Source organism: Pseudorhodoferax aquiterrae (assembly GCF_014652235.1).
Classification (GTDB): Bacteria; Pseudomonadota; Gammaproteobacteria; order Burkholderiales; family Burkholderiaceae_C; genus Pseudorhodoferax; species Pseudorhodoferax aquiterrae.
The window spans coordinates 42,144-56,222 of sequence record NZ_BMYK01000018.1; the positions used below are offsets into that span (position 1 = coordinate 42,144).

The window sequence follows — 14,079 nt, forward strand, 5'->3', positions numbered from 1 at the left end:
ATGCCGCTCACGCTGGAGCAACTCAACACCGCCACGCAGGCCGACTTCGTCGCCCTGCTGGAGGGCACCTACGAACATTCGCCCTGGGTCGCCGAAGGCGCCTGGGCCGCGCGGCCCTTTGCCTCGCTGGCCGCGCTCAAGGCGGCGCTGGCCGAATCGGTGCGCCGCGCCGGCCGCGACCGGCAGATGGCGCTGGTGCGCGCCCACCCGGAGCTGGCCGGCAAGGCCATGGCCAGCAACAGCCTGACGGCCGAATCGACCAACGAGCAGAGCAAGGCGGGCCTCACGAACTGCACGCCCGATGAACTCGCACTGATCGGCCGGCTCAACGCGCAGTACAACGCGCGCTTCGGCTTTCCGTTCATCATGCCCGTGCGCGGGCCGCGTGGCACCGGGCTCACCAAGCAGCAGATCATCGCCACGGTGCAGCGCCGGCTCAACCACCACCCCGACTACGAGTTCGCCGAGGCGCTGCGTGCGATCCACCGCATCGCCGAGATCCGGCTGGACGACAAGTTCGGCCAGGCGCCCGTGCTGGGCAACCTGGTCTGGGACTGGGCCGAGCAACTGGCCGTCCACACCGACCCCGGCTACGCCGAGCGCGGCGAACTCACCGTCACCTACCTGACCGATGCGCACCGCGCCTGTGCGGCCCAGCTGGCCACTTGGATGCGCGAGGACTGCGGCTTCGACGAGGTCACGATCGACGCGGTCGGCAACGTGGTCGGCATCTACCACGGCACGGACCGCAATGCCCCCCGCCTCTTGACCGGCAGCCACTACGACACCGTGCGCAATGGCGGCAAGTACGACGGCCGGCTCGGCATCCTTGTGCCCATGGCCTGCGTGCGCGAACTGCACCGCGCCGGCAAGCGGCTTCCCTATGGCTTCGAGGTCGTGGGCTTCGCGGAAGAGGAGGGCCAGCGCTACAAGGCCGTGTTCCTGGGCTCGGGTGCGCTGACCGGCGACTTCGACCCCGCCTGGCTGGACCAGCAGGATGCCGACGGCATCCCCATGCGCGCAGCCATCGCGCATGCCGGCCTGCGCGTGGAGGACATCGCCGGCCTGCGCCGCGATCCTGCGCGCTACCTGGGCTTCGTCGAAGTCCACATCGAGCAGGGCCCCGTGCTCAACGAGACGGACCTGCCACTGGGCATCGTGACCTCGATCAACGGCAGCGTGCGCTACGTCGGCGAGGTCGTCGGCATGGCCAGCCACGCCGGCACCACGCCCATGGACCGGCGGCGCGATGCGGCCGCGGCCGTGGCCGAGCTCGTGCTGTTCATGGAAAAGCGCGCCGCGGCCGAGCCGCACCTGGTCGCCACCGTGGGCATGCTCGAGGTGCCCAACGGTTCCATCAACGTGGTGCCGGGCCGCTGCAGGTTCAGCCTGGACATCCGCGCCACGACCAACGAAGCGCGCGACGCCTGCGAGCGCGACGTGCTGGCCGAGCTGCAGGCCATCTGCGAACGCCGCGGCGTGCACCACCATGTGGAGCAGACCATGCGCGCCTCGGCCGCGCCCAGCGCACCGGCCTGGCAGCAGCGCTGGGAGCGCGCCGTGCAGGCCCTGGGCCTGCCGCTGTACCGCATGCCCAGCGGTGCGGGCCATGACGCCATGAAGCTGCACGAAGTCATGCCCCAGGCCATGCTGTTCGTGCGCGGCGAGAACGCCGGCATCAGCCACAACCCGCTGGAATCGACCACCAACCACGACATGGAACTCAGCGTGCGCGCGTTCCAGACCCTTCTGACCCAACTCGCGAGCGAACAAGCATGAGCACGACGAACACCCCCTACGACGCCCTCGACCGCTGGGTCGACGCCCACTTCGACGAGCAGGTGCGCTTCCTGCAGGCCCTGGTGCAGGTGCCCACCGACACGCCGCCCGGCAACAACACGCCGCACGCGCTGCGCACGGCCGCGCTGCTCAAGGAGTTCGGCTTCGCCGCCCAGGCCCACGAAGTGCCGGCCGCCACCGTCAAGGAACATGGCCTTGCGTCCATCACCAACCTCGTGGTGCAGCGCCGCTACGGCCCGGGCGGCCGCGTGGTTGCATTGAACGCCCACGGCGACGTGGTGCCGCCCGGCGAAGGCTGGACGCACGATCCCTACGGCGGCGAGGTCGTGGACGGCAAGCTCTACGGCCGTGCCGCGGCCGTCAGCAAGTGCGACTTCTCGACCTTCAGCTTCGCCACGCGCGCGCTGGAAGCGGCCGGCGTGCCGCTGGCCGGCGGTGTGGACCTGCTGTTCACCTACGACGAGGAGTTCGGCGGCGAACTCGGCCCGGCCTGGCTGCTGGAAAAGGGCGCCACCAAGCCTGACCTCGAGATCGCGGCCGGCTTCAGCTACCAGGTCGTCACTGCGCACAACGGCTGCCTGCAGCTGGAGGTCACGGTGCACGGCAAGATGGGCCATGCGGCCGTGCCCGAGACCGCGGTGGACGCGCTGCAGGCCGCCAACCGCATCCTGACCGCGCTGTACGCCGAGAACGGCGAGCTGCGCAAGACCAAGAGCGCGGTGGACGGCATCAACCACGGCTACATCAACGTGGGCCAGATCATGGGCGGCACCAACACCAACGTGGTGCCCGGCAAGGTCGTGATCAAGGTCGACCGCCGCATGATCCCCGAGGAAGACCCGGTCGCCGTGGAAGCCCGGCTGCGCGGTCTGATCGAGCAGGCGGCTGCGGGCCAGGCTGGCATCAGCGTGGAGATCAAGCGTCTGCTGCTGGCCCACGCGATGAAGCCGCTGGCCGGCAATGCGCCGCTGGTCGAGTCGCTGTGCAGCCATGCCACGGCTTTGTTCGGCGAACCCGTCAAGGCCTCGGGCACGCCGCTGTACACCGATGCGCGGCTGTTCAGCGAGCGCGGCATCCCGGCCGTGATCTACGGCGCCGGCCCGCGCACGGTGCTCGAGTCCAACGCCAAGCGCGCCGACGAGCACATCGTGCTGGAAGACCTGCGCCGCGCCACCAAGGTGGTGGCGCGCACGCTGTTCGATCTGCTCAAGGCGTGATCCACATCAAGGCCCCAGCGCTGCGTCGGTCCTAGAGTCCGTCCCACACCCTTCCCAAGAAACCCGAGAGGACAAGACATGCGCATTCGACGCAATACCCTGGCGCTGGCCGCGGCCTGCGTGCTGGCGGGCCCGGCCCTGGCCGCCGGCCCCTGCGAGGCCGAGATCGACAGCACCGACGCCATGCAGTTCACCAAGGCCCAGCTTTCCGTGCCGGCGAGCTGCAAGCAGTTCAAGCTCACGCTCAAGCATGTGGGCAAGCTGCCGAAGGCGTCCATGGGCCACAACTGGGTGCTGGCCAAGACGGCCGACATGGCCGGCGTGGCCAGCGACGGCATCGCCGCCGGCCTGCCCAATGACTACCTCAAGCCCGGCGATGCGCGCGTGATCGCCGCGACCAAGATCATCGGCGGCGGCGAGAGCGCCTCGGTCAGCTTCGACGTGGCCAAGCTCAAGGTCGGCGAGGCCTACAGCTACTTCTGTTCCTTCCCGGGCCACTCGGCCCTCATGAAGGGCACGCTGACGCTGGCCAAGTAGGCCGGACGCTCGTGCGCCAGCGGCTGCGGACCTGGTCTGCAGCCGCTTTTTTTCTGGCGCGCGCATAAGCTTGCGCGAAAAGCTTCGTTGGGTTGGCGGGACCGCCTTCGAACAATGGGCGGCTCGCGCGCCCTGGCCCCGCCGCCGGCGGTGGCGGCGCGCCAGGAGCCCGCATGTCCGATCTCTCACCGCTGTCCGATGCCGCGCTGGACCGCCTGTTCCGCCAGGCCCGCACGGTGCACGCATTCCAGCCTGTGCCCGTGTCCGATGCGACGCTGCACCAGCTCTACGACCTGCTCAAGTGGGGGCCGACGGCCTTCAACGCCCAGCCTGCACGCTATGTGTTCGTGCGCAGCGCCGAGGCCAAGGCCAAGCTGCTGACGGCCGTATCCAAGGGCAATTGGAAGCAGACCGAATCGGCCGCCGTGACCGTGGTCGTGGCGCAGGACCGGCGTTTCCAGGACCACCTGCCCACGCAGTTCCCGGCCTACGATGCCAAGCCGCTGTTCGACGGCAACGCCCAGCTGGCCGACACCACGGCGCTGCGCAACGGCAGCCTGCAGGGCGCCTACCTGATCCTCGCGGCGCGCGCGCTGGGCCTGGACGCCGGCCCGCAGTCGGGCTTCGACGCCAAGGCCGTGGATGCCGCCTTCTTCCCCGACGGCCGCTGGACCGCCAACTTCCTCGTGAACCTGGGTGTGGCCGACCACAGCGCGACCTTCGCGCGCGGCCCGCGCCTGGCCTTCGCCGACGCCGCGAGGATTGTCTGAATGACACCACCCCGTCTGGCTGGCTCACTGCGTGTAGCCATCCGATACCCCTCAAGGGGCGCACCCGGCGGCCGGCCGGAGCCCGTTCCGCGGGTGCACTGGCATGGCCTGCTCCGCGGCCCCTCGACCTGCGGCTTGCGAGCCGGCTTCGTGTTCTGCGAATCGCGCGCCAGCGCAATGGAAGGCTGAGATGACACAACGCAAACTGCGCCTGGGCGCCTTCATCATGGCCACGGGCCACCACATCGCGGCCTGGCGCCACCCGGGTTCGCAGATCGACTCGGGTGTCAACATCGACCACTACATCGAGGTCGCGCAGACCGCCGAGCGCGGCTTGTTCGACCAGGTCTTCGTGGCCGACAGCCCCGGCATCGGCTTCCGCGGCGGCGAGGAGGCGCTGCGCCGCCAGGGCCGCGTGTCCTATTTCGAGCCCGTCACGCTGTGGGCCGCGCTGTCGGCCGTCACCAAGCACATCGGCTTCGTCGCCACGGCCTCGACGACCTACGAAGACCCCTACCTGCTGGCCCGCAAGTTCGCCTCGCTGGACCACATCAGCAAGGGCCGCGCGGCCTGGAACGTGGTGACCACGAGCGCCGACAACGTGCACGGCAACTTCGGCCTGGACGCGCACCCGGACCCAGCCCTGCGCTACGAGCGCGCGCACGAGTTCGTGCAGGTGGTCAAGGGCCTGTGGGACAGCTTCGAGGACGACGCCTTCGTGCGCGATGCGGCCTCGGGCGTCTACTTCGATCCGGCCAAGCTGCATGCGCTGAACCACGTGGGCAAGCATTTCCGGGTCAAGGGTCCGCTGAACCTGGAGCGCCCGCCCCAGGGCTACCCCGTGATCGTGCAGGCCGGCTCGTCGGAGGACGGCAAGGAGCTGGCCGCCGCCACGGCCGAGGCCATCTTCACGGCCTGGACCAGCCCGGCGGAGGCCCAGGCCTTCTACGGCGATGTGAAGGGCCGCATGGCCAAATACGGCCGCCGGCCCGAGCAACTGCTGGTGCTGCCCGGCATCTCGCCCGTGATCGGCCGCACCGAAGAGGAGGCGCAGGCCAAGTGGGCCGAGCTGCAGGCTCTGATCCATCCGGCCGTGGGCCTGGCCGCGATCGCGCCGTTCTGGCCCGGCGAGGATGTCAGCCGCTGGGACCTGGACGCGCCGCCGCCTTACATCCCCGAGGCGCCCAAGGGCATCCAGAGCCGCACCCAGGTGGTGCTGGAACTGGCACGGCGCGAGCGCTTCACGGTCCGCCAGCTCTACGAGTACCTGGCCGGCGCGCGCGGCCACTGGGTCGTGGTGGGCACGCCCGCGCAGATCGCCGACCGCATGCAGGAGTGGTTCGAGAACGGTGCGGCCGATGGCTTCAACGTGATGCCGCCGGTGCTCCCGGCCTCGCTGAACGAGTTCGTGGATCTGGTCGTGCCCGAACTGCAGCGGCGCGGGCTGTTCCGCACCGCCTACGAAGGCCGCACGCTGCGCGAGAACCTGGGGCTGGAGCGGCCGGGCAACGCGTTCGCGCAGGCGCAGCGGGCGGCGGCCTGAGACGGGGCCTATAGCGACTCGCTCGGTTGCCAGCGGCGCTCCGTCCCGCCTGTACCACGGGCTGTGAAAACGCAGGTCCATGGAGTAGGCGCCCCGGCAGGTCATGGCGGCCATGGTCGAAGTTATGGACGCGCCGGCGAGGCGCGCGTCATGATCGGCCTGGCGCCATGCCACGGACGCCCATTTGTCAACCAGACCCGGGAGCATCGACATGGATCTTCAACTGCAGGGCAAGCTGGCCCTGGTGAGCGGCAGCACCGCCGGCATCGGCTATGCGATCGCACGCACGCTGGCGCAGGAGGGCGCGCGCGTCATCGTCAACGGCCGGTCGCAGGCGGCCGTGGACGAGGCGGTGGAACGCATCCGCACCGAGACGCAAGGCCAGGTGCTCGGCCACGCCGCCGACCTCAGCCGGGCCGACGCGGCCGAGGAACTCGTGCGGCGCCACCCCGGCATCGGCATCCTGGTCAACAACTTGGGCATCTTCGAAGCCAAGGCGTTCGAGGACATCCCCGACGAGGACTGGCTGCGCTTCTTCGACGTCAACGTGCTGAGCGGCGTGCGCCTGGCACGCCTGGTGCTGCCGCAGATGAAGCGCGAGAACTGGGGGCGGATCGTCTTCATCTCGAGCGAGAGTGCGGTGCAGATCCCGACCGAGATGGTCCACTACGGCGTGACCAAGACCGCGCAGATTGCCGTCGCGCGCGGCCTGGCGGAGTCCGTTGCCGGGACCGGCATCACCGTGAACAGCGTGCTGCCGGGGCCGACGAAATCGCGCGGCGTCGGCGACTTCGTGGAAGGCATGGCGCGCTCCAGCGACAGGAGCTTCGCGCAGGTCGAGGCGGAGTTCTTCGACAAGGTGCGCCCGACCTCGCTGATCCGGCGCTTCGCCGCGCCGCAGGAAGTGGCCTCGCTGGTGGCCTATGTGGCCAGTCCGCTCGCCTCGGCGACCACGGGTGCGGCGCTGCGGGTGGACGGGGGCGTCGTCAAAAGCGCGTTCTGACGATGGCGGGCAGGGGTGTTCAGGCCCACGTCGCCGCCGTGCGCGCCGCCTGCTCGCGGACCCAGTGGCGGAACGCGGTCAGCGGCGGATACCAGGCCCGGTGGGCGGCGCAGGCCAGGTAGTAACGGCCGGCGCTGCGGCTGCGCACGTCGACGGCCGAAACCAGGTCGCCCCGCGCCAGTTCCTCCTGGAACAGGAATTCGGGCAGCAGCGCCACGCCCAGTCCGGCGGCGGCGGCCTGCATGGCGGTGGCGAACTGATCGACGTTCATCCCAGCGCCGCCGGCGGCGGCCAGCCCCTGCGCGGTGAACCAGTCGGCCCAGGCCTGCGGCCGCGAGGCCAGATGCAGCAGCGGCGCGCCGAGCAGGTCGGCCGGCACCGCGAAGCCGTGCTGCGCCTTGAGCGCGCGTGCGCAGGCCGGCACCACGGTTTCGTCGAACAGCAGGTCGAGTTCGGCGCGTGGCCATTCGGGCGCGCCGTAGTGCAGGGCAGCGTCCACGCCCTCGGCTTCCATGTTGAAGGGCTGCAGCCGCGTCACGAGGTTCAGCGTCACGCCGGGGTTCTGGCGCGTGAAGTCCGGCAGCAGCGGCGCGAGCCAGCGCGTGCCCATGGTCGGCAGGATGGCCAGTGTGAGCGTGCCCGCGCCGGGGCTGGCCTTCAGGCGCAGCGTGGCCTGCGCGATCGCGTGCAGGGCCTGGCGCAGTTCCCCGGCATAGGCCTCGCCGGCAGGGGTCAGGCGCACGGTCTGGCGTTCGCGCGCGAACAGCTCGACGCCGACGATGTCCTCCAGCGCGCGGATCTGCCGGCTCACGGCGCTCTGGGTCAGGCTCAGCTCCTCGGCGGCCGCCGTGAACTTCTGCAGCCGCGCGCAGGCCTCGAAGGCCACCAGCAAGCCCATGGAGGGTAGGTATTTCCGTGCGTGCATGAACTTGTGGGGGCGGAGTCCGCGCACTTGAGCGCGGCCCGGCTCGGCTCCCGAGAGGGAAATAACCGCGTTGCGCGCGATTCTAGCGGGCCGCTGTCTACGTGTTTCCCGCAATGGTTCATTCCAAAGACGAATGAACTCCTTCCGAAACATTGATTGATCTCAAGACCGCTTGTCGGAAACATCCGTGTTTTTGCGCCGGCCGTGCAGGCCGCGCACCGACTCCCGAGACCCTTCCGATGACCCGTTCCCTGCTGTCCAAGACCCCCACGCGCAAGCACTTCCTCGCCACGCTGGCGCTGCTGGCTGCGGGCCTCGCCGCCCCGGCCTTCGCCCAGGGCGATTACCCGAACAAGCCCGTCAAGCTGGTCGTGCCATTCGCGCCGGGCGGCAACACCGACCTCATCGCGCGCATGCTGGCCCAGGGGCTGGCTGAGCAACTGGGCCAGCCCGTGATCGTGGAGAACCTGGCCGGCGCCAACGGCTCCATCGGTGCCAGCCGCGTGGCAGGCGCACCGAACGACGGCTACACACTGCTGTTCGGCACGGCCGGCACCCAGGCCATCAACCAGAGCCTGTACCGCAACCTGGGCGAGAAGAACCTGGCGGACTACGAGTACGTGGCGCTCGTCACCAGCATTCCCAATGTGCTGGTCGTCAACGAGGGCAGGACGCCCGTGCGCACGGTGGCCGAGTTCGTGGCGGCCGAACGCAAGCGCGGCGCGGGCCTGAGCTACGGCTCGCCGGGCACGGGCTCGACCGTGCACCTGTCGGGCGAACTGTTCAAGACCGCCACCAAGCTGGACCTGCTGCACGTGCCCTACAAGGGCAGCGCACCGGCGCTGACCGACCTCATGGGCGGGCAGATCGACTTCATCTTCGAGAACGTGACGCCCGCGCTGCCCTTCGTGCAGTCCGGCAAGCTGCGCGCGCTGGCCGTGACCTCGGCCGAGCGCCTGCCGGCCCTGCCCAATGTGCCGACCATGAAGGAAAGCGGCTACCCCGATTTCGTGACCGCCACCTGGAACGGCGTGCTGGCGCCCAAGGGCACGGCGCCGTCCATCCTCAAGCGGCTGCAGGACGCCACGCTCAAGGTTGCCGGCAGCGCCGACTTCAAGACCCGCGTGACGGCGCTGGGCGGCGAGGTGCGGCTCATGGAGGCCGCCGCGTTCCGCGACTTCACGCGCAACGAGTACCAGCACTGGGGCGCCATCATCAAGAACGCCGGCGTGACGGTGCAATGAGCACGGTGATCGAGACGCTGGCCGACATCGTCGGCGCCGCCCACGTGCTGACGGGCGAGGACGCATCGGGCTACGAGCAGGACTGGCGCCGCCGTGCCCAGGGCCGCGCGCTGTGCGTGGTGCGGCCGGGCTCCACGCAGGAGGTCGCCGCCGTGGTGCAGGCCTGCGCGGCCGCACGCGTGGCCATCGTGCCGCAGGGCGGCAACACCGGTCTGGTGGCCGGCTCGGTGCCCGACGACACCGGTACGCAGGTGGTGCTGAGCCTGCGCCGCATGGCGGCCGTGCGCGGCATCGATGCGCACAACATGACCATCACGGTCGAGGCCGGCTGCATCCTGCAGACGCTGCAGGAGGCGGCCGATGCGGCCGGCTTCCTGTTCCCGCTGAGCCTGGGCGCGGAGGGCAGCTGCACCATCGGCGGCAACCTGGCCACCAATGCCGGCGGCACCCAGGTGGTGCGCTACGGCAATGCGCGCGAGCTGTGCCTGGGCGTGGAGGTGGTCACGGCCCAGGGCCAGGTATGGGACGGCCTCGCGGGCCTGCGCAAGGACAACACGGGCTACGACCTGCGCGACCTCATCGTCGGCAGCGAGGGCACGCTGGGCATCATCACGGCCGCGACCCTGCGGCTGTATCCCCGGCCTGCCGCGCAGCTGACGGCCTGGGCCGCCGTTCCCTCGCTGGAGGATGCGAACCGCCTGCTGGGCCTGGCGCACCAGCACCTGGCCGCAGCGCTCACGGGCTTCGAGCTCATGAACCAGTTCGCGCTGGGCCTGGTGGACCAGCACTACCCGCATCTGCGCGTGCCGATGTGGCGTGACACCGCCTGGTGCGTGCTGCTGGAGATCTCGGACCACGAGTCCGAGGCGCATGCACGCGGCCTGTTCGAGCGCCTGCTGGAAACCGCCTTCGAGCAGGGCATCGTGGCCGACGCCATCGTCGCCGAAAGCATGAAGCAGGCCCACGACCTCTGGCACATCCGCGAAAGCATCACGCTGGCCCAGGTCGAGGAGGGCTTCAACATCAAGCACGACATCTCGATCCCGGTCTCGCGCATTCCCGACTTCGTGCGCGCGGCCGATGCCGCGTTGCTGGCCGCGGTGCCCGGCGTGCGCTTCGTCAACTTCGGCCACCTGGGCGACGGCAACCTGCACTACAACATCCAGGCCCCGGCCGGTGGCGACTCCAAGGCCTTCGTGGCGCAGCACGAGGAGCAGATCACGGCCATCGTCTACGACACCGTGAGCGCCTTCGGCGGCTCGATCTCGGCCGAGCACGGCATCGGCGAGCTCAAGCGCCACAAGCTGCCGCTGCACAAGTCGCCCGTGGCGCTGGACCTCATGCGCGCGGTGAAGACCGCCTTCGACCCGCTGGACATCCTGAACCCGGGCCGCGTGCTGGCGCGCCAGCACTGAACCTCTCTCACTTCCTTCCTTCGTTTTCCATGCCAACGTTTGCCAGTGCGGACCAGATCCGTGATGCGTTCTCCCGCGCCATGTCGGCCATGTACAAGACCGAGGTGCCGCAGTACGGCACCTTGCTCGATCTGGTCGCGGACATCAACCGCGCCACGCTCGAGCAGGACGCCGCCCTGCGCGGCGAACTCGAGGCCGGCGACGAGCTGCGCCGCCTGGACGTGGAGCGCCACGGCGCGATCCGCCTGGGCACGGCGCAGGAGCTCGCCGACATGCGGCGCATCTTCCGCGTCATGGGCATGTTCCCGGTCGGCTACTACGACCTCTCGGTGGCCGGCGTGCCCGTCCATGCCACGGCGTTCCGCCCGGTCAGCGACGCGGCCCTGCGCAACAACCCCTTCCGCGTGTTCACCTCGCTGCTGCGGCTGGAGCTGATCGCCGACGCGGCGTTGCGCGCGCAGGCCGAGGCCATCCTGGCCCGGCGCGCCATCTTCACGCCGCGAGCGCTCGAACTGACCGCGCTGGCCGAAGAGGCGGGCGGCCTGACCGAGGCCCAGGCCGTGGAATTCGTGCAGGAGGTGACGCAGACCTTCCGCTGGCACAGCGAGGCCACCGTGTCCCATGCGACCTACCGCCAGCTGCACGGGGCCCACCGCCTGGTGGCCGACGTGGTCTCGTTCAAGGGCCCGCACATCAACCACCTGACGCCGCGCACGCTGGACATCGACGCCGCCCAGGCCGAGATGCCGCGCCGCGGCATCGCCGCCAAGGAAGTGGTGGAAGGCCCGCCGCGCCGCAAGCACGCCATCCTGCTGCGCCAAACCAGCTTCAAGGCGCTGGAGGAACCCATCGTCTTCGCCGAAGACGGTGCCGACGGCTCGCACACCGCGCGCTTCGGCGAGATCGAGCAGCGCGGCATGGCGCTCACGCGCGCCGGCCGCGCGCTGTACGACCAGTTGCTGGCCGGCGTGCGTTCGATGCAGGGGGCGGGCAGTGCGTCGGCCGACTACAGCGAGCGCCTGGCCGCGGCATTCCAGGCGTTCCCCGACGACCTGGACCAGCTGCGCGAGCGCGGCCTGGCCTTCTTCCGCTGGCGCGTGCTGGATGCCGATGGCCTGGCGCGCGTGGCCGCGAGCGGCGCCGCGTTCGATCTGCAGGCGCTGCGCGCGCAGGGCCTGGTGGCGGCCAGCCCCATCGTTTACGAGGACTTCCTGCCCGTCAGCGCAGCCGGCATCTTCCAGTCCAACCTGGGCGGGGCCGAGCAGAAGAGCTATGCCGCCAACGCGGCGCAGGAGGCTTTCGAGGCCGCGCTGGGCGCGCCGGTGGCCGACGAGATCGCGCTGTACGAACAGAGCCAGCAGGCCTCGGTCGACGCCGTGCGCGCGCAGTACGCAGCTGTTCTCAACCGCTGATGGCGACCTGGTTGCGGCCCTTGCGCTTGGCTTCGTAGAGCGCGGCGTCGGCGGCCTTGAGCAGGGCCGGTTCGGTGTCCTGCTGGCCGGGCACGATGGCGGCCACGCCCAGGCTGATGGTGACCTTGCCGGCCACCACGGCCGCGTGCGGAATGTCCATGGCGGCCACCGCAGTGCGCGCCGCCTCGGCCACCAGGGTGGCGCCCAGCTGGTCGGTCTGCGGCAGCAGCAGCACCATCTCCTCGCCACCGTAGCGCGCAACGAAGTCCTCCGGCCGCTGCACGGTGGCGCGCAGCGTGGCCGCCACGCGGCGCAGGCATTCGTCGCCCTCCACATGGCCGTAGCGGTCGTTGTACTTCTTGAAGTCGTCCACATCGACCATGACCACGGCCAGCGGACTGCCCTCGCGCTGCGCCTGGCGGAACACGCGCGCGAAGCGCCGGTCGAAGTAGCGCCGGTTCGGCAGCCGGGTCAGCTCGTCGATGCGCGCCAGGGCAGCCAGCTGCTCGTTGGCCCGGGTCAGCGCATCGCGCGCCTCGCGCAGGCCGGCCTCGGCCTGCAGGCGCTGGGCCATGGTGCGGCGCGTGTAGGCCCCGGCGCGCTGCAGCAGCAGGCACAGGAAGCCGACCCAGACCGTCTGCAGCGCCGAGTTGATGCGCCAGTTGGCCAGCACCTGGCGCTTGCCGGCCGCCACCGTGACCTGCAGCGGATAGTTGCGCGCATGCTCGAAGCTGACCAGTCGCGCCACACCGTCCAGCGGCGAGCGCGCATCGACCGTGCCGGAGCGGTGCGTCGCCAGAAAGGTGGTCACCTCCGAGGGCGGCAGCGGCTTGCCGATGTCGGCGTCGATCGAGGGGTTGCGCGCGACCATGCGGCCGACCACGGTGAGCAGGATCGCGCCTTCCCCCACGTCGAAGCGCTCCAGCATGCTGCGCAGGTGCCGCACGCTCAAGGTGGCCAGCGCCACGCCGGCGAACTCGCCATCGACCCCGTTGAGCCTGCGCGAAACCGGCACGATCCATTCGCCCGACGAGCGGCTCAGGATCGGCGGGCCGATCAGCGTCGATGCGCTGGGGTTGTCGCGGTGGTGGATGAAGTAGGCGCGGTCGGCGTTGTTCCAGCCCGGGTCCCATTGCGGCACCGAGGTGGCGACCCAGGCGCCCCGCGCGTCGTAGACGAACAAGCCCTTGAGCTGCTCCGTGCGTGCCACGTGGTTGACCAGCAGCGGCTGCATGGGCTCGAGCGCGGTCGGCGAGAGGTCGCTGCGCTCCAGTTCGTAGACCAGGCTGTCCAGGATGTGGTCGGCCTCGGACACCGCCGCTTCCATGCGCTCCGTGACGGCCCGCGCAAGGTTGGTGCTGGCCAACTGCGCCTGGGCGATGGCATGGGCGCGTGCATCGACGATGAGCCAGACGTTGGTGGCCAGCAGCGCCAGGCACACGAAGACCACCAGCCAGCGCGCACGCCGGATCGGGTCACGCGCCGGCGTCGGTGCGTCCGGCGGCTGGCCCAGGGGCGCCAGGTCGCTGAAGCCGGACGGCGCGCCCGCGCGGTCTGGGGATGGGGGAGGAATGCCTGGTCGCATGGACATGTCTGGTGCTGCGCAAGGGAGCACCACGAACCGGGGCCACAGACACTGCCGCCGGGGGTCTGATTCGCTCGCTCAGCGCGCGCTATTCGGCATAGTAGCGCACAGAAAACGTAGCAAGTGTGTAGGGTGATTTCCATGCCAGCCCGGGCGTCCGTCTGGCGTAGCGGCTGCGCCCGGGGCGCGGGTTCATGCCTGCAGCGGGTCGTAGCGCGACACCACCCAGGGCCGTCCGGAGTAGTCCCTGGGTTCGCGGTGGCCTTCGGCTTGGGCCTGGGTGCTCGCGATCTCGGCCAGCGGGGCCAGCACGGGGGCCAGGGCCTCGACCTCCTCGAAGGCCTTCATCGCCAGCAGCAGGAAGCCTGGCGTCAGCCGGCCTGCGTCGTGCAACTGGATCAGGTGGGCGATCAGGTCGGACGCCAGATCGTCCAGTTCGGCGGGCACGGCGATGGTGCCCAGCAGGCCTTGGCAATGTGCGAGGCGGGCGCGGATCTCGGGACTCTGCATGGTGGCCCCTGAATGTATGCGCGCGGCCGGCGGGCATGCCGGCCTGGGCCCGCCTGCGGTCGCCCCGGTGCCACCGTTGGGCGTGGCGTTCCGGCCGCGCGCCGCTGCCAGGGCCGGG

At 70.3% G+C, this 14,079-nt stretch carries 12 protein-coding genes; 9 read left to right on the top strand and 3 right to left on the bottom strand.

The genetic code is table 11. The annotated features are described in order from the left end of the window. The 6 genes from uraD to IE209_RS22640 all read left to right on the top strand — a co-directional run bounded on the left by uraD (position 1) and on the right by IE209_RS22640 (position 6,870). A complete protein-coding gene (gene uraD, locus IE209_RS22615; protein WP_189689178.1) occupies positions 1-1,779 on the top strand; it encodes a 2-oxo-4-hydroxy-4-carboxy-5-ureidoimidazoline decarboxylase in 1,779 nt (592 codons plus the stop codon). Beyond that, positions 1,776-3,017, top strand: coding sequence for a M20/M25/M40 family metallo-hydrolase (locus IE209_RS22620; RefSeq protein WP_189689179.1), 1,242 nt, complete (start codon positions 1,776-1,778; stop codon positions 3,015-3,017). Before uraD ends, IE209_RS22620 begins: the two co-directional genes overlap by 4 nt. 78 nt (positions 3,018-3,095) lie before the next feature. Next, entirely contained in the window at positions 3,096-3,554 is a 459-nt protein-coding gene (gene azu, locus IE209_RS22625) for an azurin (protein WP_189689180.1), read from the top strand. Positions 3,555-3,727: 173 nt separating this feature from the next. Continuing rightward, positions 3,728-4,324 (top strand): malonic semialdehyde reductase, encoded by a 597-nt coding sequence (locus IE209_RS22630; RefSeq protein WP_189689181.1) that lies wholly within the window; start codon positions 3,728-3,730, stop codon positions 4,322-4,324. Positions 4,325-4,514: 190 nt separating this feature from the next. Next, entirely contained in the window at positions 4,515-5,867 is a 1,353-nt protein-coding gene (locus tag IE209_RS22635) for an LLM class flavin-dependent oxidoreductase (RefSeq protein WP_189689182.1), read from the top strand. Between the two features lie 211 nt (positions 5,868-6,078). Next, positions 6,079-6,870 carry an SDR family NAD(P)-dependent oxidoreductase gene (locus tag IE209_RS22640; RefSeq protein ID WP_189689183.1) on the top strand — a complete coding sequence of 264 codons (792 nt, stop codon included), beginning with the start codon at positions 6,079-6,081 and terminating at the stop codon, positions 6,868-6,870. A gap of 19 nt (positions 6,871-6,889) precedes the next feature. Here IE209_RS22640 and IE209_RS22645 read toward each other — a convergent pair whose 3' ends face one another. Then, positions 6,890-7,795, bottom strand: coding sequence for a LysR family transcriptional regulator (locus IE209_RS22645; RefSeq protein ID WP_229883004.1), 906 nt, complete (start codon positions 7,793-7,795; stop codon positions 6,890-6,892). A gap of 239 nt (positions 7,796-8,034) precedes the next feature. On the opposite strand from IE209_RS22645, the gene IE209_RS22650 reads away from it, so the two are divergent. From IE209_RS22650 to hglS, 3 genes are read left to right on the top strand one after another with little or no spacing between them, the layout of a single operon-like run. Beyond that, a complete protein-coding gene (locus tag IE209_RS22650; protein WP_229883005.1) occupies positions 8,035-9,039 on the top strand; it encodes a Bug family tripartite tricarboxylate transporter substrate binding protein in 1,005 nt (334 codons plus the stop codon). Beyond that, positions 9,036-10,454: an FAD-binding oxidoreductase gene (locus tag IE209_RS22655; RefSeq protein ID WP_189689184.1), complete on the top strand. Its 1,419-nt coding sequence runs from the start codon at positions 9,036-9,038 to the stop codon at positions 10,452-10,454. Before IE209_RS22650 ends, IE209_RS22655 begins: the two co-directional genes overlap by 4 nt. A gap of 29 nt (positions 10,455-10,483) precedes the next feature. Further along, the gene (gene hglS, locus IE209_RS22660) at positions 10,484-11,866 is read left to right on the top strand and encodes a 2-oxoadipate dioxygenase/decarboxylase HglS (protein WP_189689185.1); all 1,383 of its coding nucleotides are present in this window, start codon (positions 10,484-10,486) and stop codon (positions 11,864-11,866) included. Here hglS and IE209_RS22665 read toward each other — a convergent pair. Both IE209_RS22665 and IE209_RS22670 read right to left on the bottom strand, forming a co-directional pair. Beyond that, complete coding sequence (locus IE209_RS22665) at positions 11,856-13,457, bottom strand: sensor domain-containing diguanylate cyclase (protein ID WP_229883006.1); 1,602 nt, start codon at positions 13,455-13,457, stop codon at positions 11,856-11,858. The genes hglS and IE209_RS22665 overlap by 11 nt on opposite strands. Positions 13,458-13,643: 186 nt before the next feature. Then, positions 13,644-13,961: a hypothetical protein gene (locus IE209_RS22670; RefSeq protein ID WP_189689186.1), complete on the bottom strand. Its 318-nt coding sequence runs from the start codon at positions 13,959-13,961 to the stop codon at positions 13,644-13,646. Between the last annotated feature and the right edge of the window lie 118 nt (positions 13,962-14,079).

What these genes read in the sequence shown, in the direction of transcription:
- uraD (WP_189689178.1), top strand. Translation starts at nt 1, where the DNA reads ATGCCGCTCACGCTGGAGCAACTCAACACCGCCACGCAGGCCGACTTC.
- IE209_RS22620 (WP_189689179.1), top strand. Translation starts at nt 1,776, where the DNA reads ATGAGCACGACGAACACCCCCTACGACGCCCTCGACCGCTGGGTCGAC.
- azu (WP_189689180.1), top strand. Translation starts at nt 3,096, where the DNA reads ATGCGCATTCGACGCAATACCCTGGCGCTGGCCGCGGCCTGCGTGCTG.
- IE209_RS22630 (WP_189689181.1), top strand. Translation starts at nt 3,728, where the DNA reads ATGTCCGATCTCTCACCGCTGTCCGATGCCGCGCTGGACCGCCTGTTC.
- IE209_RS22635 (WP_189689182.1), top strand. Translation starts at nt 4,515, where the DNA reads ATGACACAACGCAAACTGCGCCTGGGCGCCTTCATCATGGCCACGGGC.
- IE209_RS22640 (WP_189689183.1), top strand. Translation starts at nt 6,079, where the DNA reads ATGGATCTTCAACTGCAGGGCAAGCTGGCCCTGGTGAGCGGCAGCACC.
- IE209_RS22645 (WP_229883004.1), bottom strand. Translation starts at nt 7,795, where the DNA reads ATGCACGCACGGAAATACCTACCCTCCATGGGCTTGCTGGTGGCCTTC.
- IE209_RS22650 (WP_229883005.1), top strand. Translation starts at nt 8,035, where the DNA reads ATGACCCGTTCCCTGCTGTCCAAGACCCCCACGCGCAAGCACTTCCTC.
- IE209_RS22655 (WP_189689184.1), top strand. Translation starts at nt 9,036, where the DNA reads ATGAGCACGGTGATCGAGACGCTGGCCGACATCGTCGGCGCCGCCCAC.
- hglS (WP_189689185.1), top strand. Translation starts at nt 10,484, where the DNA reads ATGCCAACGTTTGCCAGTGCGGACCAGATCCGTGATGCGTTCTCCCGC.
- IE209_RS22665 (WP_229883006.1), bottom strand. Translation starts at nt 13,457, where the DNA reads ATGTCCATGCGACCAGGCATTCCTCCCCCATCCCCAGACCGCGCGGGC.
- IE209_RS22670 (WP_189689186.1), bottom strand. Translation starts at nt 13,961, where the DNA reads ATGCAGAGTCCCGAGATCCGCGCCCGCCTCGCACATTGCCAAGGCCTG.